The 21,257-nt window shown below is 65.7% G+C and carries 15 protein-coding genes; 7 read left to right on the forward strand and 8 right to left on the reverse strand.

All coding sequences use genetic code 11. The features are described from left to right. Window positions 1-286 precede the first annotated feature (286 nt). The 3 genes from ACQR1L_RS33005 to ACQR1L_RS33015 all read right to left on the reverse strand — a co-directional run bounded on the left by ACQR1L_RS33005 (window position 287) and on the right by ACQR1L_RS33015 (window position 3,966). Entirely contained in the window at window positions 287-1,228 is a 942-nt protein-coding gene (locus ACQR1L_RS33005) for an NAD(P)H-binding protein (RefSeq protein WP_434862098.1), read from the reverse strand. A 633-nt stretch (window positions 1,229-1,861) separates the two neighbouring features. After that, window positions 1,862-2,710, reverse strand: a complete 849-nt coding sequence (locus tag ACQR1L_RS33010) for a VOC family protein (protein WP_434862077.1) — start codon at window positions 2,708-2,710, stop codon at window positions 1,862-1,864. Further along, the gene (locus ACQR1L_RS33015; protein ID WP_434862078.1) at window positions 2,707-3,966 is read right to left on the reverse strand and encodes a Glu/Leu/Phe/Val family dehydrogenase; all 1,260 of its coding nucleotides are present in this window, start codon (window positions 3,964-3,966) and stop codon (window positions 2,707-2,709) included. Before ACQR1L_RS33015 ends, ACQR1L_RS33010 begins: the two co-directional genes overlap by 4 nt. Before the next feature lie 203 nt (window positions 3,967-4,169). On the opposite strand from ACQR1L_RS33015, the gene ACQR1L_RS33020 reads away from it, so the two are divergent. After that, window positions 4,170-5,063: a sugar kinase gene (locus ACQR1L_RS33020; RefSeq protein ID WP_434862079.1), complete on the forward strand. Its 894-nt coding sequence runs from the start codon at window positions 4,170-4,172 to the stop codon at window positions 5,061-5,063. Window positions 5,064-5,084: 21 nt separating this feature from the next. Further along, the gene (locus ACQR1L_RS33025) at window positions 5,085-5,993 is read left to right on the forward strand and encodes a ribokinase (protein ID WP_434862080.1); all 909 of its coding nucleotides are present in this window, start codon (window positions 5,085-5,087) and stop codon (window positions 5,991-5,993) included. Here the strand turns inward: ACQR1L_RS33025 and ACQR1L_RS33030 are convergent. Then, a complete protein-coding gene (locus ACQR1L_RS33030) occupies window positions 5,990-7,225 on the reverse strand; it encodes an NAD(P)/FAD-dependent oxidoreductase (protein WP_434862081.1) in 1,236 nt (411 codons plus the stop codon). The genes ACQR1L_RS33025 and ACQR1L_RS33030 overlap by 4 nt on opposite strands. Window positions 7,226-7,375: 150 nt before the next feature. Between ACQR1L_RS33030 and ACQR1L_RS33035 the strand changes: the two genes are divergently transcribed. Further along, entirely contained in the window at window positions 7,376-8,161 is a 786-nt protein-coding gene (locus ACQR1L_RS33035) for an enoyl-CoA hydratase/isomerase family protein (protein WP_434862082.1), read from the forward strand. A gap of 8 nt (window positions 8,162-8,169) precedes the next feature. On the opposite strand, the gene ACQR1L_RS33040 is transcribed toward ACQR1L_RS33035, so the two are convergent. Together ACQR1L_RS33040 and ACQR1L_RS33045 are read right to left on the reverse strand one after the other, a co-directional pair. Then, window positions 8,170-9,876 (reverse strand): IlvD/Edd family dehydratase, encoded by a 1,707-nt coding sequence (locus ACQR1L_RS33040; protein WP_434862083.1) that lies wholly within the window; start codon window positions 9,874-9,876, stop codon window positions 8,170-8,172. A 135-nt stretch (window positions 9,877-10,011) separates the two neighbouring features. Then, complete coding sequence (locus tag ACQR1L_RS33045) at window positions 10,012-10,830, reverse strand: NAD-dependent epimerase/dehydratase family protein (protein ID WP_434862084.1); 819 nt, start codon at window positions 10,828-10,830, stop codon at window positions 10,012-10,014. An 89-nt stretch (window positions 10,831-10,919) separates the two neighbouring features. Between ACQR1L_RS33045 and ACQR1L_RS33050 the strand changes: the two genes are divergently transcribed. After that, entirely contained in the window at window positions 10,920-11,888 is a 969-nt protein-coding gene (locus ACQR1L_RS33050) for an SMP-30/gluconolactonase/LRE family protein (protein WP_434862085.1), read from the forward strand. Between the two features lie 130 nt (window positions 11,889-12,018). Here ACQR1L_RS33050 and ACQR1L_RS33055 read toward each other — a convergent pair whose 3' ends face one another. Both ACQR1L_RS33055 and ACQR1L_RS33060 read right to left on the reverse strand, forming a co-directional pair. After that, window positions 12,019-13,449, reverse strand: a complete 1,431-nt coding sequence (locus tag ACQR1L_RS33055) for an aldehyde dehydrogenase family protein (protein ID WP_434862086.1) — start codon at window positions 13,447-13,449, stop codon at window positions 12,019-12,021. Window positions 13,450-13,936: 487 nt separating this feature from the next. After that, window positions 13,937-16,336 carry a transketolase gene (locus ACQR1L_RS33060; protein ID WP_434862087.1) on the reverse strand — a complete coding sequence of 800 codons (2,400 nt, stop codon included), beginning with the start codon at window positions 16,334-16,336 and terminating at the stop codon, window positions 13,937-13,939. 142 nt (window positions 16,337-16,478) lie between these two features. On the opposite strand from ACQR1L_RS33060, the gene ACQR1L_RS33065 reads away from it, so the two are divergent. The 3 genes from ACQR1L_RS33065 (at window position 16,479) to ACQR1L_RS33075 (ending at window position 21,036) form a co-directional block, all read left to right on the forward strand. Beyond that, a complete protein-coding gene (locus tag ACQR1L_RS33065) occupies window positions 16,479-16,940 on the forward strand; it encodes an Lrp/AsnC family transcriptional regulator (protein ID WP_434862088.1) in 462 nt (153 codons plus the stop codon). A 1,600-nt stretch (window positions 16,941-18,540) separates the two neighbouring features. Next, window positions 18,541-19,722: a ferredoxin gene (locus ACQR1L_RS33070; RefSeq protein ID WP_434862089.1), complete on the forward strand. Its 1,182-nt coding sequence runs from the start codon at window positions 18,541-18,543 to the stop codon at window positions 19,720-19,722. A gap of 57 nt (window positions 19,723-19,779) precedes the next feature. Continuing rightward, window positions 19,780-21,036, forward strand: coding sequence for a 2Fe-2S iron-sulfur cluster-binding protein (locus ACQR1L_RS33075; protein ID WP_434862090.1), 1,257 nt, complete (start codon window positions 19,780-19,782; stop codon window positions 21,034-21,036). The last annotated feature ends 221 nt before the right edge of the window (window positions 21,037-21,257 follow it).

Raw genomic sequence — 21,257 nt, forward strand, 5'->3', positions numbered from 1 at the left:
CTGCCGCCTGCATTTTTTTCCGCAGGCGGGCCATGGGTGCGGCCAGCGCCCGGCATTCCCCGTGCCCTCTTTTCGAAGAGGGCAGGACGGAGAGCAAAGCTCGGACGCGAACCGCGTTGCGAGACAGAGAGCGCATGTCTCACAACGGCCATTACAAGTCTCACCGCCGTGATCACCGCTCTCACCACCGTCATTGCGAGCGCAAGCGAAGCAATCCAGGACCACACGCGTGACCCTGGATTGCTTCGTCGCTTCGCTCCTCGCAATGACGCGGAGAGAGATGAGCTCAAAACACCGCGTGGTCGCCGCGCTCCGCCGCGGCCTCGCCGCGGATCAGCTTGGCATAGTAGTCGAACAGCGTGTCCGACCCTGTCGACGGCGTCGCATCGGCGTCGTAGCGGCCGGTGGCGGGGTCGAGCACCAGCATCGATTCCGTCGCGTAGTAGCGGCCGATGCGGGCGAGCTCCGCCTTGTCGGCGAGCGACGGCGCGATCCGCTTGGCGACGTCGAGCCCTCCGATGATGACGTCGAGCAGCGCCACCGGCACGCGGCGGATGATCGGCTTGCGGCCGAGCAGCGCGAACAGATGCTCCGCTTGATCGAGCGGCGTGATCGCAGGTCCCGGGCCGCCGATCGGCAGCACCTTGTTCCAGCGGCTCTCGTCATCGAGACAGCCGGCGAGATAGTCGCCGAGATCGGCGTCGCTGATTGGCTTGCAGGCCGTCAAGCGACCATCGCCGAACACGAGATAGGGCCGGCCCTGCTGCACGCGAGCGACCTGCCCGGACAGCGACTTGAAGAACGCGGTGGGACGGACAATCGAATAGGTCAGGCCCGCTGCCATCAATTTCGCTTCGAACGCCAGCTTGGCCTTCTGGAACGCCAGCAGCGGCTTCTGCACACAGATGGCGGACAGGAGCACGAACTGCGTGACACCGGCCTGCCGTGCTGCCTCCAGCACGTTCACATGGGCCTGATAGTCGATCGCCTGGGCGTCCCTCGGCACGCCAGTCCGCGACGCCATGCAGGAGACGACAGCGTCGAAGCGCTCGCTGCGGAAACCGTCGCGCGCGAGCGAGACGGAGTCGGTGACATCGCCGGTCCTGACCGTGGCGCCCGGGATCGTGATGGCGTCGCTGCGCGAGCGGACGAAGCAGACGACCTCGTGCCCGCGCGCGACCAACGCGCGCACCGTGGCACGGCCGATCGTCCCGGTCGCGCCGAGCATGAACACGCGGCGCGGAAGCATAGCGGCAGCGGGATCGGACAGCGACATCATCGGCGGGAACGGCTCCGAGAACTGCGTCAATCTATATCACTTGCCGTCGCCCTGGGATGCAGCCGACGTGGCAATGGGCATCCTCCTCACGCGCGCTGGGAGGCCGTTATGCGCTCGTCTCGCTCCACGCCGTCATGGCCGGGCTCGTCCCCGCCATCCACGTCGTCCGGCATGCTGAGAACGACGTGGATGCCCGGGACAAGCCCGGGCATGACGGAGTAACAAATGAGCAGGATCGTTCGCCCGCACGGCTGCGTATCGCACTGCAATCTCTCCATGAACACGCCCGTTGGCGTGTTCATGGTCCAGTGTGCAGAGCCGCCCCGGCTGTTGACCCTCATGGTGAGGAGCGACGCGCCGAGCACGCCGATAAAGGGCAATGTAGTCAGGCGCGGAGCGTCTCGAACCATGAGGCCCCGGTCGTGGGCCTCGCCCTTCGAGACGACCGCCTGCGGCGGTCTCCTCAGGGTGAGGGTCGAGGGCTGCGGCGTGGGGAGTCAAGCATGCTCAATCGAACTCGATGCGACAGCGCCTGAACGCGCGTCAGGGCAGGCTCGGAGGCTGCGGCCGCACCGAACCAGCTCACTCCGCCGCCTGCGGCGTCTTCTCCAGGATCAGCGTATGAATCCCGCAGGTGCCGCTGTAGAGGCTCATCACCCGCGTCCCCGGCTTGCGCCCTGCCCGTGGCTCGGACACCTGCAAACCTGCAGCGAGCAGCCGTGCCCGCGTGGCCTCGATGTCGGCGACACGCCAGCTCAGGCCCCACAGCTTGTCGTTGGCCTTGTCGTTGCCGGCGACCGGCCGCTTCACCACCTCGACGATCAGATCGCCGCAGCGGAAGAACATCAACTGGCCCCATTCCTGGTGGCTGCGGTCGAGCGCCATGTCCAGGCCGAGGCGCGCGCCGTAGAGCGCGGCGGCACGCTCGGGATCCTCGGTGGAGACAACGATGTGGTCGAGGCCGAGCACTGCGCTGTCGGCAGTCTTCTCCGACACTGGCCGCGGCCCCGCAAGCTCGAGGAAGAACATGCGCACGCCACGGGTGAGATCGGTCATGGCGCGCGTGCGCTTCCAGTGCAAAGTCTGGCCGGTCACGCGGTCGGTGCTGTCGACCTCGGCGATCGGATCCGGCTTCAGCGCCACGCGTTCGAGCCGGCGATGCATCTTGCCGATGTCGATGGTCGCGAAGCAGATGCTGGCGAGGCCCTCACCCCAGATCTTGATGACGTTGCGGATGCGGTCGGCGGCGGGGCCCTGCCCCGACGGCGCCATCAGCTCCAAGGTCATGTTGTCGAGCGTGAACAGCACGCGGTCGGCGCCCTCGCCCGAATTTTGCCACGACGGCTTGCGCGCCAGCAGCGTCTCGAACGCGGCGCTGCCGGCCTTGATGTCCTCGAGCAGGACGACGACGTGGTCGAGACCGGTGATCACGGGAACAGCCCTCGCGTGTTCTTGGCGTTGCGGACCTTCTCGACGCCGATTGCCATCGCCGCCGTCCGATGGGAGATGTCGTCGGCCTTGGCGCGTGCGACCATCCGCTCGAAGGCGCGGTCAAGGATCTGGTACTCGCGCCGCGTCACCTCGTCCTCCTCCCAGAACAGCTGCTGCAAATCCTGCACCCATTCAAAGTAGCTGACGATGACGCCGCCGGAATTGCAGAGAATGTCGGGAATGAGAAAGATCTCGTCGCGGCGCTGGTCGAGCACCAGATCGGCATCCGGCGTGGTCGGACCGTTGGCGGCCTCCGCCAGGACGCGGCATTTCAGCTTGGCTGCCACCTTGGCGTCGATGACACGCTCGACCGCCGCCGGCACCAGGATGTCGCAGGCGAGCGTGAGGATTTCGTTCGGGTCGAAAGCGAGCTCGGAGGAGAAGCCGGCGATGCTGCCGCGCGCGCTCGCGTACTCCATCAGCTTGGGGATATCGAGGCCACGCGCGTCGTGGAGCGCGCCGGTATGATCGCTCACCGCAATCACCTTCATGCCCATCTGGTGAAAGCCGAGCGCGGCATAGGAGCCGACATTGCCGAAGCCCTGTATCACCGCAGTAGATTTGGCGGGATCGATGCCCAGGAGGTCCATGACCCGGCGCGACGTATGGGCGACACCCCGCCCCGTCGCCTCGCGGCGACCCAGCGTGCCGCCGGAGAACACCGGCTTGCCGGTGACGATCTCGGTCACGGTCTGGCCCTGATACATGGAGTACGTATCCATGAACCACGCCATCACCTGTTCGTTGGTGCCCATGTCCGGCGCCATCACGTCGGTGTGCGGGCCGACGAAGGGAATCATCTCCTGCATGTAGCGGCGCGACAGGGACTCCAGCTCGCGCCGGGAGAGTTTCGACAGATCGACATTGACGCCGCCCTTGGCGCCGCCATAGGGCAGCCCCACCAGCGCGCATTTCCAGCTCATCCAGATCGCGAGCGCGGCAACCTCGCCGATATCCACGGTCGGCGCAAAGCGGGTGCCGCCCTTGGTCGGCCCCATGGTCAGGAGATGCTGGACGCGGTATCCCTCGTAGACGGCAATGGTGCCGTCGTCCTTGTGGATCGGACACGAGACGGTGATCGCCCGCTTGGGCAGCAGCAGCCGGTCGCGCTCGTCGCCTGGGATGCCAAGATGGTCGGCAATCACGTTGAACTGATTGGTCGCCATCTCGAAGACCGGACCCGCATAGACAGTCATCTTCCACTCCCGAATCTGCTCCTGCAGGCCGGCAACCATAGCGCGACCCAACGGCCGGCGGCAGGGGGCCGCCGGTTGCAAGGGGGCGATCTCAACCACCATGGTGACGATTTGACGAAGAATTTCAGCGTTGATCCGCCTTAACCGCTTGCTAATCTGCGGCGCCGGGGCCGCGATCACCCCTTAGTGAGACAGAAATGCCAATGCAGGCCCTCTTTATCGGACAGACCTACATCGACGTGACGTTCATTACCGACCACATGCCGACGGGAGACGAGAAGCACGTCGCCTCCGACTACGCGGTCTCGTTCGGCGGCAATGCGGTCACTGCGGCATTTTGCTGCGCCAAACTCGGCATTGTGCCGGACCTCATCGCCACCATCGCGAATGACTGGCTGGGGCGGATGTTCCAGGACATGACCGCGAAATACGGCATCTCCGTACATCCACGGAAAGTGAACGCCTCCTCGCTGTCCTTCATCATGCCCAAGGACGGCAAGCGCGCCATCGTGCGCTGCCGCGATGACGCCCACATCCATCCGTTCCCGCTGCTCAACCTCGGCAATTGCCGGGCGCTGCATGTCGATGGCCACCAGCCTGATGCGGCGTTGCACTATGCCAAACTTTGCCGCGAGGCCGGCATCCTGACCTCGCTCGACGGCGGCGGCCTGCGCACCAATACGCATGAGCTGTTGGAATACATCGACGTCGCCATCGTCGCCGAGCGCCTGTGCGAACAGATGGACCTCACGCCGGAGAAGATGCTCGACTACCTCAAGGGCCGCGGCTGCCGCATCGGCGGCGTGACCCAGGGCGAGAAGGGCCTGCTGTGGTACGACGAGGTCGGCGCGGTGCATACGCTGCCCGCCTATCCGATCCCGCGTGAACGCGTTATCGACACCAACGGCGCCGGCGACGTGTTCCATGGCGCCTATGTGTACTCGTATCTCGCCAATCCCGCGAAGGGCTGGAAGGAGCATTTCGAGTTCGCCCGCGCGGCCTCGACCTTCAAGATCCAGAAGCTTGGCAACGAGGCCGGCCTGCCGACGCTCGCCGACATCGAGCTGGTGAAGCAGGAATTCGAAGCCCGCGTCTAGCGGCTGTCGGGGAGAGAGCGGATGGGGCGGGTCGTCGTTGCCGGCAGCATAAACATGGATGTCGTGGCGACGGCCGATCGTCATCCGCGCGTCGGCGAAACCGTCGCGGGACAGTCGGTGATGTACTTCCCCGGCGGCAAGGGTGCCAACCAGGCGGTGTCAGCGGCCAAGCTCGGCGCGCCGACCGTGATGATCGGCCGGCTTGGCCGTGATGCGTTCGGCGAGCAGTTGCGCGTGTTTCTCGCCGATCAAGGCATTGATCTCGCAGCGGTGAGAGACTCGGCAAGCGCCTCGACGGGCACGGCGATCATCACGCTGGCGAATGCCGACAACACGATCGTGGTGATCCCCGGCGCCAATGCCGAGGTGAGCAGCGATGATGCGGCGCGGATCGCGTTGACGGCTGGCGACGTGGCGGTCAGCCAGTTCGAGATCCCGCAAGCGACGATCGCCGCGTTCTTCCTGCGCGCGAAAGCCGCCGGCGCGACGACGATCCTGAACCCTGCTCCTGCGTCCACCTTCGCTCAGGGACTGTTCGCGCTGATCGACGTCCTCGTGCTCAACGAGACCGAACTGGGCTTCTTGTCAGGCGTCGAACTCGGCGACACGCCGACGCCGCAGCAGGTCGCCGATGCCGTCGACAAGCTCCATCCGCGCGCGGACCAAACCATCTGCGTCACCCTCGGCGCCCGCGGCGCGATCGCCGTTCGTGGCGGCGACGCGAAGCTGGTCGAGGGCCGCATGGTGAAGGCCGTCGACACCACCGGCGCCGGCGACTGCTTCGTCGGCGCGCTGGCGGCGGGGCTGGCGCGGGGCGCTGCGATCGCGGATGCAATCGCCTACGCCAATGTGGCGGCGTCGATCTCGGTGCAGCGTATGGGCGCCGGCCCTTCAATGCCCACAGAAGCGGAGGTACGCGCGGCTCTCTAGGCGAGAGCGCTCTTCAGGTCGAAGTTCAAATCGGCAGCCTTGGCCGGATCGATCGTACCGCCCGCAGCCAAAAGCTTGCGGCCGAACATGTGGTCGCCGGCGCGGTTGACGGATTCGATGCCGACCAGCCGGCCCTCCTTGTAGCAGAATGCGGAGAATGCCTTTTGCGCCGGGTCCCCGCGCAGCACGACCTGGTCATAGCCCGTGGTGAGCCCCGCGATCTGCAGCTTGTCATTGGCCTGGTCGCTCCAGAACCACGGCTGCCCGTCATACGGCTTGACGTCGCCGGTCAACCGCGCGGCGACGCAGCGGGCGTGATCGGTGGCGTTCTGCACCGACTCCAGCCGCAGCGTTCCGCCGAAGCGCGGGCTTTTGAACAGCGCGCAGTCGCCGATCGCCGAGATGTGCGGATCGCTGGTCAGCAGGTACTCGTCGACCACGATGCCCGAGGCAACCTGCAGGCCGGCCTCCGCCGCGAGCTCGACGTTGGGCAGCACGCCGACGCCGACCACCACGAGGTCCGCCGGGATGTGCCGGCCGTCGCTGAGGCTGACGCCCGTCACCTTGGTGCCGTCGGCCTCGATGCTGGTGGACTGCACACCCAGATGGATGCGCACGCCGGCCTCGGCATGCTGCTTCTGGAAGTAGTCGGAGATTTCCGCCGTGACGGCCCGCGCCATCACGCGCGCGCCAAGCTCGAGCACGTCGACCTCAAGGCCCTTGATGCGCGCGGTCGCCGCAAATTCGAGGCCGATGAAGCCGGCGCCGATCACGACGACACGCTTGGCATCGCCAAGCAAGCTTCTGAGCGCTTCACTGTCGTCGAGAATACGCAGATAGCGCACGGCGGGGAGATTGGCGTTGGGAATGTCGAGCAGCCGGTTGCGCGCGCCGGTGGCGAACACGAGGTGGCCGTAGTCGAGCGTTTTGCCGGAGGCGAGCAGCACCTTGCGCTGGTCGCGGTGGACCACGACGACGCGGTCGTAGACGAGGTCGATGGTCTGGTCCGCGTAGAACTTCTGCGGCCGGAACATCAGCGTCTCCGGACCGCCGGTGCCCTTGAGATACGCCTTCGACAGCGGCGGACGCTGATACGGCAGATGCGGCTCGTCGTTGATCAGATGGATGGGATCGGCAAAGCCTGCCTGACGCAGCGAGGTCGCGAGCTGGAAGCCCGCATGCCCCGCGCCCACGATCACCACCGGTCCCTTCGTCACAGCAACCTGCCCCATTCCATCCATTCCCCGTGTTTGCGCGCCTTGTCTGCTCCGGGTTTACCTCCCGTCATGCCAGCGGAACCGCGTTGTCGCAGACTTCCCCGGCATTGTCACCGGGCTGCTGTGCGCCTTAAATGCGGCAACAACGAAAGATGGGAGGACTGAATGTCGGACGCAGCCGCGGAACCCGCTCGCCTGAGCATCGACGACCATATCGCCACGATCACGCTCGACCGCCCGGCCGCGTTCAACGCCATCAACCTCGCCATTGCCAAGCGCCTGCAGCAGCTCGCGGCGCAGGTCGAGGCTGATCCGAGCATCCGCGTGCTGGTGCTCAAGGGCGAGGGCCGCGCGTTCTGCGCCGGCGGCGACCTGCAGACAATCGGCGCCGCGGCCGAGGCCGACACCATCACGCCCGTCGTGGGCGAGCTCCTGCATCACTACCACGCCTTCATCGCCAGCCTGCGGCGCATGCCCAAGATCGTGCTCGCGAGCGTGCACGGCTCCGCGGCCGGTGCAGGGATGTCGCTCGCCTTCGCCGCCGACCTCTGCATCGCCGCGGAGGAGGCGCGCTTCACGCCCGCCTATGCCAAGCTTGGCGTCTCGCCCGATGGCGGCGGCACGGTTGGCGTCGTCGCCACCGCAGGCGTCCGGCGTGCGCTGCAGATCTTCCTGGCCGAGGACAGCTTTACGGCCGCGCAAGCCTATGAGTGGGGCTTGGTCGCAAAAGTCGTCCCCGTCTCCGAACTCACTGCCGCCACGGATGCGCTCGCGCAGCGGCTGGCGCAGAATACAGCGGCGGGAATCGCGGCGACCAAGGCGCTGATCCACCGGGCGCCGACCAGCTCGGTCGAGGACCAACTCGCCGCCGAGCGCGACGCGATCGTCAACTGCATGCATACCGATGAATTCCGCGCCGCCGTGAAGCGGTTCACCAGCAAGGGAAAGTAGGACTGCGCTCAACTTTTCCCTTTCCTGCGCATGAAATCGAAATCGCAGCCGTCATCGGCCTGCAGGATCGTTTCATGAAACAGATGCGCATAGCCGCGCTCGGCCCAGTCAGGCGTCGCCGCGGGCTTCAGCTCAGCGCGTCGCCGCTGAAGTTCTGCGTCGTCGACCAGCAGATCAATGCTGCGCTCGGCGACATCGAGCCGGATCATGTCGCCGGTCCGCACCAGCGCCAGCGGCCCGCCGACGGCGGACTCGGGCGTGATGTGCAGCACGATGGTGCCGAACGCCGTGCCGCTCATCCGCGCATCGGAAATGCGCACCATATCTTTGGTGCCGCCCCGCGCGAGCTTTTTCGGAATCGGCAGATAACCCGCCTCCGGCATCCCCGGCGCGCCTTTGGGTCCCGCGTTCCGCAGCACCAGCACATCTTCGGCCGAGACGTCGAGCTCGGGATCGTCGACTCGCAACGTCATGTCCTCGACCGACTCGAACACCACCGCGCGGCCGGTGTGCTGCAGCAGCTTTGCGCTCGCCGCGGAATGCTTGATGACCGCGCCACGCGGCGCGAGGTTGCCGCGCAGCACCGCAAGGCCACCTTCCGGCTTGATTGCATCGGCGCGCGAGCGGATGACGTCCTGGCCGGGCACGTCCTCGGCGGCAGCAACGATCTCGCGCAGCGACTGGCCGGTGATCGAGCGGCAGTCGAGATCGATGAGATCGCCGAGCTGCTTCATCAGCTTTGGCACGCCGCCAGCGTGGTGGAAGTGCTCCATGTAGTGATCGCCGGACGGCTTGAGATCGACCAGCACCGGCACCTCGCGACCAATCCTGTCGAAGGCGTCTAGATCAATCTTGTGCGGCGTGCGACCCGCGATCGCGGTGAGATGCACGAGCCCGTTGGTCGAGCCGCCGATCGCCTGCAGCACCACCTGCGCGTTCTTGAAGGCGGCCGGCGTCAGCAACTCGCTCGGCTTCGGCCCCTTGGCCTTGGCCATTTCCGCCGCAACCCGGCCGCTGGCCTCAGCCGAGCGGAAACGCTCGGCATGCGGTGCCGGTATCGTCGCGCTCATCGGCAGGGACAGGCCGAGCGCTTCGGTAACACAGGCCATGGTCGAGGCCGTACCCATCACCATACAGGTGCCGACCGACGGTGCGAGCCGGCCGTTGACCGCCTCGATCTCGCTGTCGTCCATCTCGCCCGCGCGATACTTCGCCCACAGCCTACGGCAATCGGTGCAAGCGCCGAGCACCTCGCCCTTGTGATGCCCGACGACCATCGGCCCCACAGGAATGACCACCGTCGGCAGATCGGCCGACACTGCGGCCATGATCTGCGCCGGCAGCGTCTTGTCGCAGCCGCCGATCACGACCACGGCATCCATCGGCTGGGCGCGGATCATCTCCTCGGTTTCCATCGCCATCAAATTGCGCAGGTACATCGAGGTCGGATGCGCAAAGCTTTCGGCGATCGAGATCGTCGGAAACACGAACGGCATAGCGCCCGACAGCATGACGCCGCGCTTCACCGCCTCCAGGATCTGCGGCACGTTGCCGTGGCAGGGATTGTAGTCGCTGTAGGTATTGGTGATGCCGACGATCGGACGATCGAGCGCGTCGTCGGAATAACCGGCGGCCTTGATGAAGGCCTTGCGCAGGAACAGCGAAAAGCCGGCATCGCCGTAAGCGGTCAATCCCTTGCGCAAGCCATCGGTCATGGTCTTCTCTTTCGTTGTCTACGTCATTCCGGGGCGCGCGAAGCGCGAACCCGGAATCCAGAAATTAGTTTGTACTCTCACTGCGAGATTCCGGGTTCGCGCCCTGCGGACGCGCCCCGGAATGACGATGTCTTATTAACCCCAGTCGATGATCCGGCTGGTGTCGGCGTCGAACTCCGTGGTGCAGAACGCGCCGCCCTGGAAATAGTCCCCGATCGGATCGGCGGGTAGCTTGGCCTGCTCGGCCATGGCGTGCTCGCGGAAATCCTCGGCGCGGCCGGTCGGGCGATAGCCGAGATCATAGGCGCGCTGGTTGTCCCACCAGGCGCGCTCGTTGAGCGACGCGCCGTACAGCACCTCGAAATGAATGTCCGGATGCTCCAGGCCGATGCGGCAGAGCTGGACGAGGTCGTCCGGCTTCAGCCAGATCGACAGCCGGCGCTTGTCGAGCGGCTTGTCGCCGAAATTCCCGATGCGCAGACACGTCACCTTCAGCCCGTGCTTGTCGGCATAGAGCGAGCCCACGGCCTCGCCGAACACCTTGCTGACGCCGTAGCGCCCGTCGGGGCGCGGCTGCACGTCATTGTCGATCTTGCGGTGGCGCGGATAGAAACCGACCGCGTGGTTCGACGAGGCGAACACCACGCGCTTCACACCCTTGCGGCGCGCGGCCTCGAACAGGTTGTAGCCACCGATGATGTTGGCCTGCAGGATGTCGTTCCAGGGGCCTTCGACCGAATAGCCGCCGAAATGGATGATGCCGTCGACGCCTTCGCACAGCGCCTCGACCTGGGCGAGGTCGGCAAGATCGGCCGCCTTGAAGGTCTCCTGGCTGGAGAGATCGGCCGGCGGTTTGAGGTCGCTGAGCAGAAGGTCCGGATAGATCGGCGGCAGCAGCTTCCGCAAAGACGTGCCGATTCCACCGCTCGCACCGGTCATCAAGATACGTGGCATTTCATCCCTCGTGTTGGGTCCGCAGGTTTGCGGTCGTGACCAGCCGATGATAGCAGAGATCGCCAGGGCACAATAACGGGACCAGCCAAATGTCCGACGGAAACGCTCACACGCAGGGCTGGCGCCCTGCCACCTTCTATCCCGATCCGGCAATCCAGGCGCTCGATCCGCGCTTCGAGAAATACTGGCTCAAGCTGTCGGCCGTGGAACGTCTGGCGACGGGCCTGCGCTGGGCCGAGGGACCGGTATGGTTCGGCGACGGGCGTTACCTGCTCTGCAGCGACATTCCCAACCAGCGCATCCTGAAATGGGAGGAGGAAACCGGCGCGGTGTCGGTGTTCCGCAAGCCCTCGAACTTCGCCAACGGCAACACCAGGGATCGGCAGGGCCGGCTCGTCACCTGCGAACATGGCGGCCGCCGAGTCACGCGGACGGAGTATGACGGATCCATCACCGTGCTGATGGACTCGTTCGACGGCAAGCGGCTGAACTCGCCGAATGACGTCGTCGTCAAATCCGACGGCTCGATCTGGTTCACCGATCCGACCTTCGGCCTGCTCGGCAATTACGAGGGCTACAAGGCCGAGCCTGAGATCGACACCCACGTGTACCGGATCGACGGCGCCACCGGCCGTGCGACGATCGTCGCCGAGGGCGTGCTGGGGCCGAACGGGCTGTGCTTCTCGCCCGATGAATCCATCCTCTACATCGTCGAATCCCGCGGGCAGCCGACGCGCAAGATCCTGGCCTATGACATCTCGGCCGACGGGACAAAGTTGGCCAACAAGCGAGTCCACATCGATGCCGGGCCGGGCACGCCGGACGGCATGCGCTGCGACGTCGACGGCAATCTGTGGTGCGGCTGGGGCATGGGCTCGCCTGAGCTCGACGGCGTCATGGTGTTCGCGCCGGACGGCGCGCCGATCGGACGCATCGCCCTGCCCGAGCGCTGCGCCAATGTCTGCTTCGGCGGCCTCAAGCGCAACCGCCTGTTCATGGCCGCCAGCCAGTCGATCTACGCACTCTACGTGAATACGCAGGGCGCGCTGGGCGGCTAGTTGGTCGTCATTGCGAGGAGCCCCCGGGTCTCGCCTCTGGCGAGCCCGAGGACATGCTCCACGACGAAGCAATCCAGACTTCCTTCCGGGCCCTGGATTGCTTCGCTGCGCTCGCAATGACGGAGACCGATCAGGCCGCGTTGTAGCCCGCGACGGCCTTAACCTCGAGATATTCCTCGAGACCGAACCGGCCCCATTCGCGGCCGTTGCCGGACTGCTTGTAGCCGCCGAACGGTGCGGTGCGGTCGTTCGGGACGCCCTGCAGGTTGACGTTGCCGGCGCGGATCTTGCGGCCGACCTCGCGGGCCTTCTCGATCGTCGGCGCCGTGACATAGCCGGCGAGACCATAGGGCGTGTCGTTGGCGATCTTCACCGCCTCGGCTTCGTCCTGCGCACCGATGATCACCAGCACCGGCCCAAAAATCTCCTCGCGCGAGATCGTCATCTCAGGCTTGACGTCGGCGAAGATCGTCGGGCGGACGTAGAAGCCCTTGTTGACGCCCTCGGGCAGGCCCGGACCGCCGGCGACGAGGGTCGCGCCCTCCTCGATGCCCTTGTTGATCAGCGCCTGGATCTTGTCCCACTGGCCGCGATTGACCACCGGGCCGATCGTGGTGCCCTCGCCGCGGGGATCGCCGGCCTTGGTCTTGTCGGCGACGCCCTTGGCGATCGCAGCCACTTCCTTCATCCGCGCAGCCGGCACGATCATGCGCGACGGCGCGTTACAGGACTGGCCGGAATTGTTGAACATGTGCATGACGCCGCCGATGACCGCCTTGTTCAGGTCGGAGCCTTCGAGGATCACGTTCGGCGACTTGCCGCCGAGTTCCTGGCTGACGCGCTTCACGGTCGGCGCAGCGCGCTTGGCGACATCGATGCCGGCGCGGGTCGAGCCGGTGAACGAGATCATGTCGATGTCCGGATGCTCGCTCATCGCGGCGCCGACCTCCGGCCCGAGGCCGTTGATCAGGTTGAACACGCCCTTCGGCACGCCGGCTTCATGCAGGATCTCGGCGAAGATCAGCGCCGAGGTCGGGGTGAACTCCGACGGCTTCAGGATCATGGTGCAGCCGGCGGCCAGCGCGGGCGCGACCTTGCAGGCGATCTGGTTGAGTGGCCAATTCCACGGCGTGATCATGCCGACGACGCCGACCGGCTCACGCACCACCACGGACGACGGCAGCGTCTCCTCGAACTCGTACTTCTTCAGCACGTCGAGCGTCGACATCAGGTGGCCGAGACCGGCGCCGGCCTGCAGCTTCTCCGCCATCGGCAGCGGCGCGCCCATCTCGTCGGAGACGGCGGCGCCGATCTCCTTCATGCGGCCCTTGTAGATCGTGATGATCTGCTCGAGCAGCGCGACGCGCTCCTCGCGCGAGGTCTGCGAAAAGGTCTCGAAGGCGCGCTTCGCGGCGGCGACGGCCTTGTCGACATCGGCCTTGGAGCCCAGCGCAACCTCATACATCGCCTCTTCGGTCGCGGGATTGACGACCGGGGTGGACTTCTTGACGACCGGATCGACCCAGGCGCCGTCGATGTAGAATTGCAGGCGATTGACCATCGGAAAACCTCTTCAGGTGGAAGCATATGGGGGAGCGGCTGCGCGCGGACCGGCATCCTGGCACGCGCGATCCGCGGGATGAACCCGCCACATGCGGGGACCGGGGTTGCGTCCCGCGGATATAGGAGCAAGCCCGCGACCGGCGCAAGCCGACCGGCCTGCGTTTCGTCGCCGCTCCATTTTGCGCCGCAACAATCGCGGCTCCCCTCTTTCGCCTCCGAATGACCGTCATTCCGGATGGCAGAATTCCCACCTCAAAGATTCATTTCCAAGATGTGAACTGCTTCACATCGCGGTTCGATCGCCCTGGCTAATCTCCTCGTCATAGACATGACGGCATCTCGAAAGGACGCCGGACAGGATTCCAGAACCGATACTTTCGTCAGTTTGTATTGCGTAGCGTTTCATAACCTAGACATTTGATCCAAGTTGCGACGCCGTCTCCCTCATTCAGGTGAGGGAGGCGGCGTCCTCGTTTTGGCCGCCCTCACACCGCCATCTTGCGATGCCGGACCGGCGCGCCGGTCAGGCTCTCGGCGGCATCGATGATCGCGTTCGCATCCATGCCGTTATGGCGATAGAGATCGTCGATCGTGCCGGTCTGGCCGAACTTCTCCACCCCCAGCGCCTCGACGCGATGGCCGCGCACCGAGCCGAGCCAGCCGAGCGTCGCCGGATGACCGTCGATGACGGTGACGATGCCGCAATCGCGCGGCAGCGGCGCCATCAGTTGCTCGATATGGCTGAGGCGCTGCACGCCGCGGCGATGCCGCCGCAGGCTGCGCGCGGCGGTCCAGCCGGCATGCAGGCGGTCCGCCGAGGTGATCGCCAGCAGGCCGACGTCGCGGCGGGATTCGCCGATCAGCCCGGTGGCCTCGATCGCCTCCGGCGCGACCGTCCCGGTATAAGCGATGATCACCTCCGCGTTCGGCCCCGGCTTGCGCAGCCAATAGGCGCCGGCGGCGATGTCGGCTTCCATCTCCGGGGTCATGATGCGCTGCGGCTGGTCGATTGGGCGCGTCGACAGCCGCAGGTAAAGCGAACCGCCCTCGCCCGGCGCGGCCTGCATGTGGGCAAATCCCCACTTCATGATCGCGGCGAGCTCGTCGACGAAGGCCGGCTCGAACGACGACAGCCCGTCCTGCGCCATACCGATCAGCGGCGTCGCGATCGACTGATGCGCGCCGCCCTCCGGCGCGAGCGTGACGCCCGACGGCGTTGCGACCACCATGAAGCGCGCGTCCTGATAGCAGGCGTAGTTCAGCGCATCGAGGCCGCGCTCGATGAAGGGATCGTACAAGGTCACGATCGGCAGCAGCCGCGCGCCGTTGATGGAATGCGACAGGCCGAGCGCCGAGGCCATGATGAACAAGTTCATCTCGGCGATGCCGAGCTCGATGTGCTGGCCCTTCGGCGACGCCGCCCAGTTGAAGGTCGAGGGGATCTTCTCGCTGCGGAACAGATCGGCCTTCTCGGCATGCGCGAACAGGCCGCGACGGTTGACCCAGGCACCGAGATTGGTCGAGACGGTCACGTCCGGCGACGACGTCACGATGCGCGAGGCCATCGCGCTGTCGCTGCGGGCGAGGTCGTTGAGGATCAGGCCAAAGCCCTGCTGCGTCGACATCTGCGCAGCCGCAGTGAAGGTCAGCCGCTCCGGCACGTCGAAGACTGCATCGTCCAGCCGGCGGCCATCGCGGTTGAAAGGCACCGACTTGAGGAACGCCTCCAGCGTGGCGGCATCCTGCGTCAAACCCTCGAACTTGTCCCACTCATGGCCCGGGCGGATGTTCTGCTGCGCACGCCAGGTCTCCATCTGCGCGACCGTCATCAGGCCGGCGTGGTTGTCCTTGTGGCCTTGGAACGGCAGGCCGACGCCCTTGATGGTGTAGGCGATGAAGCAGACCGGGCGGTCGTGATCGATGGACTCGAACGCCTCCAGCATGCTGGCCATGTCGTGGCCGCCGAGATTGGACATCAGCGCCAGCAGCTCGTCGTCGCTGCGCTTGTCCAGCAGCCGCGTCACGTCGCCCTGGTCGCCGATCTCGTCCTGGATGTGCTTGCGGAAGGCAGCCCCACCCTGGAAGCACAGCGCCGCGTACAGCGCATTGGGGCAGTTGTCGATCCAGCGGCGCAGCGCCTCGCCGCCGGGCTCGGCGAACGCCTCGCGCATCAGCCGGCCGTATTTCACGATCACCACGTCCCAGCCGAAATTGCGGAACATGGTCTCGAACTTCTCCCAGAGACCCTCGCGCACCACGGCATCGAGGCTCTGGCGGTTGTAGTCGACAATCCACCAGGTGTTGCGCAGGCCGTGCTTCCAGCCCTCGGCCAGGGCCTCGAAGATGTTGCCCTCGTCCATCTCGGCGTCGCCGACCAGCGCGATCATGCGGCCCTCGCGGCGGTCCTTCATCCAGCCATGCGCCTTGACGTAGTCCTGCACCAGCGAGGAGAACAGCGTCTGCGCCACGCCGAGGCCGACCGAGCCGGTGGAGAAGTCGACGTCGTCGACATCCTTGGTGCGCGATGGATAGGACTGCGCGCCCTTGAAGCCGCGGAAATTCTCCAGCTTCTCCTTCGTCTGGCGGCCGAACAGATATTGAATGGCGTGGAAGACGGGACTCGCATGCGGCTTGACCGCGACGCGGTCCTCAGGACGCAGCACCGAGAAGTACAGCGCCGACATGATGGTCGCGAGCGAGGCCGAGGACGCCTGGTGGCCGCCGACCTTGAGGCCATCGACGTTCGGCCGGATGTGGTTGGCGTGATGAATGGTCCAGGACGACAGCCACAGCGCCTTGCGGGTCAGCGCGTTCAGGATGGCGAGACGGTCTGACGGTGCGGATGCTGTCGATGCGGATGGCGTCAATGCAGATGGCTTGGCCATGGCGCGCTGCTCCCAGGGGCGTTCGGTGGATTCGTTGACTCTAATCCTGCTGAGGCGACCATAATTCTCAAATTTTCGCGCACGGCGGGTCATTATTGGGATATTTTCCCATCACAACGATCTTTTTCGGTGCCATATCCCAATGCCCGACCTCGACACCATCGACCGCAAGATCCTCGGCCACCTCCAGGCCGACGGCCGCATCACCATGCAGGAGCTCGCCGACAAGGTCGGCCTGTCGGTGTCGCCCTGCCACCGCCGCGTCAAGCTGCTGGAAGAGCGTGGCGTCATCACCCGCTATCTCGCCACCGTCGACCAGAAGGCGCTCGGGCTGCACGTCTCGGTCTTCATCTCGATCAAGCTGGCGCGGCAGAAGGAGGAGGATCTCAAGCGCTTCGAAAAGGCGATCTCGGCGTGGCCGGAAGTGCTGGAGTGCTATCTGATGACCGGCAACCGTGACTACATGCTGCGCGTAGTGGTGGCCGATCTGTCGTCGTACGAAGCGTTCTTGAAGACGAAGCTGACACGGCTCGACGGCATCGCGTCGATCGAGTCGAGCTTCGCGCTGAGCCAGGTGAAGTACTCCATCGCCCTGCCGGTGTGAGCCAAGCCGCCGCCCCGCCCACCGCCGTCGTCCCGGCGAACGCCGGGACCCATACTCCGCGGCGGTTGTGAGGCGCGAAAAGGCCCATGACCATCCAGCCACAAACTCCTCCCTGGGGGTATGGGTCCCGGATCGGCGCCCGACAACGCTGCGCGTTGCCGGGCTTGTCCGGGACGACAGCGGAGCTGGCTGAGGCGCCTGGACTCCCTCGAGCGAGTGTCTTGCCCCGCATAAAGGTATGCGCGCATGTGCTCATCTCTCTCCTCCGTCATTCCGGGGCGCGCGGAGCGCGAGCCCGGAATCCATAACCACGATCGGGAGTATGGATTCCGGGCCCGCGCCGCTGCGCGTCGCGTCCCGGAATGACGACCTTTGTCGTGTCGATGGAATTGCCACAAGCATCTGAAGCGCCACACGAGCGCAGGATTCGCCCGCATCATCACCACATGCGTTCGCCGTCCCGCGACGCACTTCGCCCGGGTCATGCTGATCTCGTCGCCCTTTTGTCAGTGAAGGGCGCAGGGAAGGCCGGGCGCTGGCCGCGCCCGTGGCCCGCCTGCGGAAAAAAATGCAGGCGGTGGGTACCACAGGTCTGGCCGAGAACGCCCGGCCCTCCCTGCGCGATGGTTTGAACGGCTGCTTCGCATTCTCCCCGGTGCGCCGGGCTTTCTGGCCACCGTATCACGACAATGCGCTTGCGCGCATTGCGCTGGACACCAGCATCGGGGTGTCAGGACCGTGCGACTTGACCGTGCGTGCATCATTGTTCGTCGGCGCGAATGATCACGCTGCAACGACACACGCCCACCGCATTCCGCTGCCGACGTCCGTGACGACCGCGATACGTCCCCTCCGACGCAACGGAACGATCAAATCATAATGCTGATTTTACGAAGTCAACAAGCGGTTTATTTTTGCAGCCAGGGCTGGACAGGTTTTGCAGCGGGCAACTGATTTGCCCGACGAGCAGTCACATCGTCACATCTCCCGACAGTCAGCCTCGGCGATCGCTGTTCCGAATGAAGACGCCGGCTGACGTTCCCATGATCCCGTGTGCGGCGCCGCCCTCGAAGCCTCTCCTCATGGTGAGGAGCGCCGCGCCAAGCAAGTCAATGCGAACTACGAGCGTCCCTCGCGGCGCGTCTCGAACCATGAGGCCCCAGCGAGGCCTCGCCCTTCGAGACGACCGCCTTGAGGCGGTCTCCTCAGGGTGAGGAGTGGCGGTCATGACGTGCGATAGAGCGAGATGCCCCCATCAGCGCACTCCGAATGAGGGTCAAGATCGAACTCGATCGGGCCCATGATCTGTCACACTGAAGGCCGTCATTGATCCAGATCAAACGCCTCGCAAAAACCTCTCCAGATCCCGATCAAATCCTTGATGTTCCTCGGTTTGATCCAGATCAAACGGCCGCAACCCAACCGCAGCATGGCCCAGGGACGTCCATATTGGCCGTCAAAAAGCGCCACATCTCGCCGTCAGATTCTGCAGCACAGCATGCGCTGAGACACGAACTGACAGGAATTGTCGGACTAACAAGTCCAGCTCCTGGGTGGTGGCGTCGGCGCGATCGTGCAGAACAACGCGTCCTGGAAAGCAATGCCAAACAACAGCGCCCAACGTTCGCCCCGGTACGATTTCGGTTCGCAGTATGGAGACGCCCCGCCGCTCGCCCATGTGGCCGTCAAGGTGGCCCCCGCGAAGTATCAACCGGCGGCGCAGCCGGGCAGCCGCAGCACGGGGCGCGCCGAGCGGCGGTTCTGGCTGACGATGCAGACGGTCATGCTGGTCGTCGGTGTTCTCCTGGTGAACCTGCTGCTGTTCTTTCCGCCGCTCGGCATCGCGCTGATGTGGAATCTTCTGATCCCGGTCGCGCCGGCGCTGGTGACGATCTCGCCGGGCCTGTGGCGCAACATCTGCCCGATGGCGACGTTTCATCTGCTGCCCAACAAGATGGGCATCTCGCAGAATATCCGCATGCCCGAATGGGGCGCAGCGACGCTTGCGGTGGTGAGCGTGACGCTGCTGTTCATCGTCGTGCCGATGCGGCGCATCGGCCTGAATGTCGATGGCCCGCTGACCGCGCTGATGCTGCTGTCGGCCGCGTTCATGGCGTTCGCGATGGGCTCGGTGTTCGAGATGCGCTCGGGCTGGTGCACGTCGCTGTGCCCGATCCATCCCGTCGAGCGCCTCTACGGCACTAATCCGGCCCTCACCTTCAAGAACGCCCGCTGCAACATCTGCGAAGCCTGCAGCAATCCCTGCCCCGACTCGACGCCGGAGCTGACGCCGACGGCGGGCGCGCCGACGAAGGTGCAGCAGTTCCTCGGCAACTTCCTGATCGGCAGCTTCCCGGGCTTCGTCTGGGGCTGGTTCCAGGTGCCGGACTATCCACCGCAGCAGGTCGGACAGGCCGAGATCATCTCGGCCTATGCGTGGCCGTTCGTCGCCGCCATCGTCAGCTACGTCCTCTTCAAGATCGGCGAGCATGTACTGCGCTACAAGCCGGCCAGCCGTACCCGGATGCACCGCATCTTCGCGGCCACCGCGATCAGCACCTACTATTGGTATCGCCTGCCCGGCCCCGCCTCGCTGCTGCCGGACTGGTTTCCGCTGGTCTCGCATCTCGTCACGACGCCGTTCTTCTTCTGGTTCCTGGTGCTGCGCAATCCGAAGGTAAGCTGGCTGAAGCGGCCGGTGATGGCGTCGAACTACTGGTCGAGCCGGTTCGAGAGCACGGCCAACAAGAACCTGATCCGCGTCTCGCCCGGCAAGGCCTGATCCCGCGGCGTCACGACATCCCACACCGTCAATAGCGTATCGAGCGAGGAGTTGATCATGTCGAACTTCAGGACCGTCACCGTCAAAGGCCGCCAGTTCCGCCTTCGCGCGGGCGACGTGCTGCTCGACGGCGCGCTCGCCAACGGCGTCGAGATTCCGTTCGACTGCCGCGCGGGCACCTGCGGCACCTGCATGGTTCACGTCGCCAAGGGACAGACGGTATGCGGCGAGACGCATACACAAGGGATGATCTATGCGTGCCAGGCCCGTGTCGTCTCCGACCTCGACGTCGAGGTGGAGGACGTGCCGGAGATCGACATCAGCAAGGCGCGGCTGGTGGGCCTGCGCGAGGTCGCGCCCGATATCATGGAGCTGATGATCGCGCCGGAGAAGAGCATCAGCTACCTGCCGGGCCAGTACTTCAAGTTCACCTTCGCCGGCTATCCGGCGCGCGCCTACAGCCCGACCGCGTCGTTCGACGGCCGCATCGGCGGCCGCGTCATCCATCTCAACATCAAGAAGGTGCGCGGCGGCCGCGTCACGCAGGCGCTCGGCAACGGCATTCGCCCCGGACATCGGCTGCGCATCCAGGGGCCGTATGGTCATGCGTTCCTGCGGCCGGGCGGCACCGGGCGCCTGGTGCTCGCCGGCAGCGGCACCGGCTTCGCGCCGATCTGGGCGATCGCGGCGATGGCGCTGCGCGAGAACCGCAGCCGCCCCATGGTGATCATCGCCGGCGCCAAGAAGCTGCCGCAGCTCTACATGACGCCGATCCTGGCGCAGCTGGCGCGGCTGCCGAACGTCACGGTGATCCCGACCGTTGAGGAAGGTCCCATCAATCACCCCTCGATCCGCACCGGACGCATCGAGCCGGCGATGCCGACGCTGACGGCCTCCGACGTGGTCTATGCCTGCGGCTCGCCGCGCATGGTCACCGCGCTTGCCGGCATGGTGGAGAAGGCTGGCGCGACGTTCTATGCCGATCCGTTCGAGTCCGCTCCGCACGAGGCGCCGTCCGGCATCCTCGGCCGCATCAAGACACTGGTCGCGCGGCGTCCCGCCGAGCCGGAGCCGAGCCGCGACAGCGGCAAGGGCCACGATGCCTCGCTCGATCCGTTCGCCCGCGCGCTGTCGCTGGTGCCGAAGGACCCGATCGAGGACGACATGGTCCTGCCCCGTGTTGCCGAGCCCCGCCGCAGCACCGCCGCCGAACGCGACCACGCGCTGTCGCTGGTCCGCGAGCGCGCGCTGGGCGAGCAGGTCTCCGAGCGCCCCCGCCGCGCCGCGGGGCAGATGGCGTCGGGGCATGCGTGACGCGCGGCTTCGGCCGCACAAATTGGCTTGGCAGTTCGTCGGGCTATTGCAGCCCGATGCGTCGCCCCAAACAAGGTCGTCATCCCCGCGAAAGCGGGGATCCAGTACGCCGCGGCGTCTCGGTGGACCCACGCAGGCCGCGGCGTACTGGATCGCCCGGTCAAGTGTTTAGCCCGGGGAGATAGCCGACACCTGTTCGGGGACATCACCGACACTTTTGC

It is taken from the genome of Bradyrhizobium sp. HKCCYLR20261 (assembly GCF_051168435.1).
Classification (GTDB): domain Bacteria; phylum Pseudomonadota; class Alphaproteobacteria; order Rhizobiales; family Xanthobacteraceae; genus Bradyrhizobium.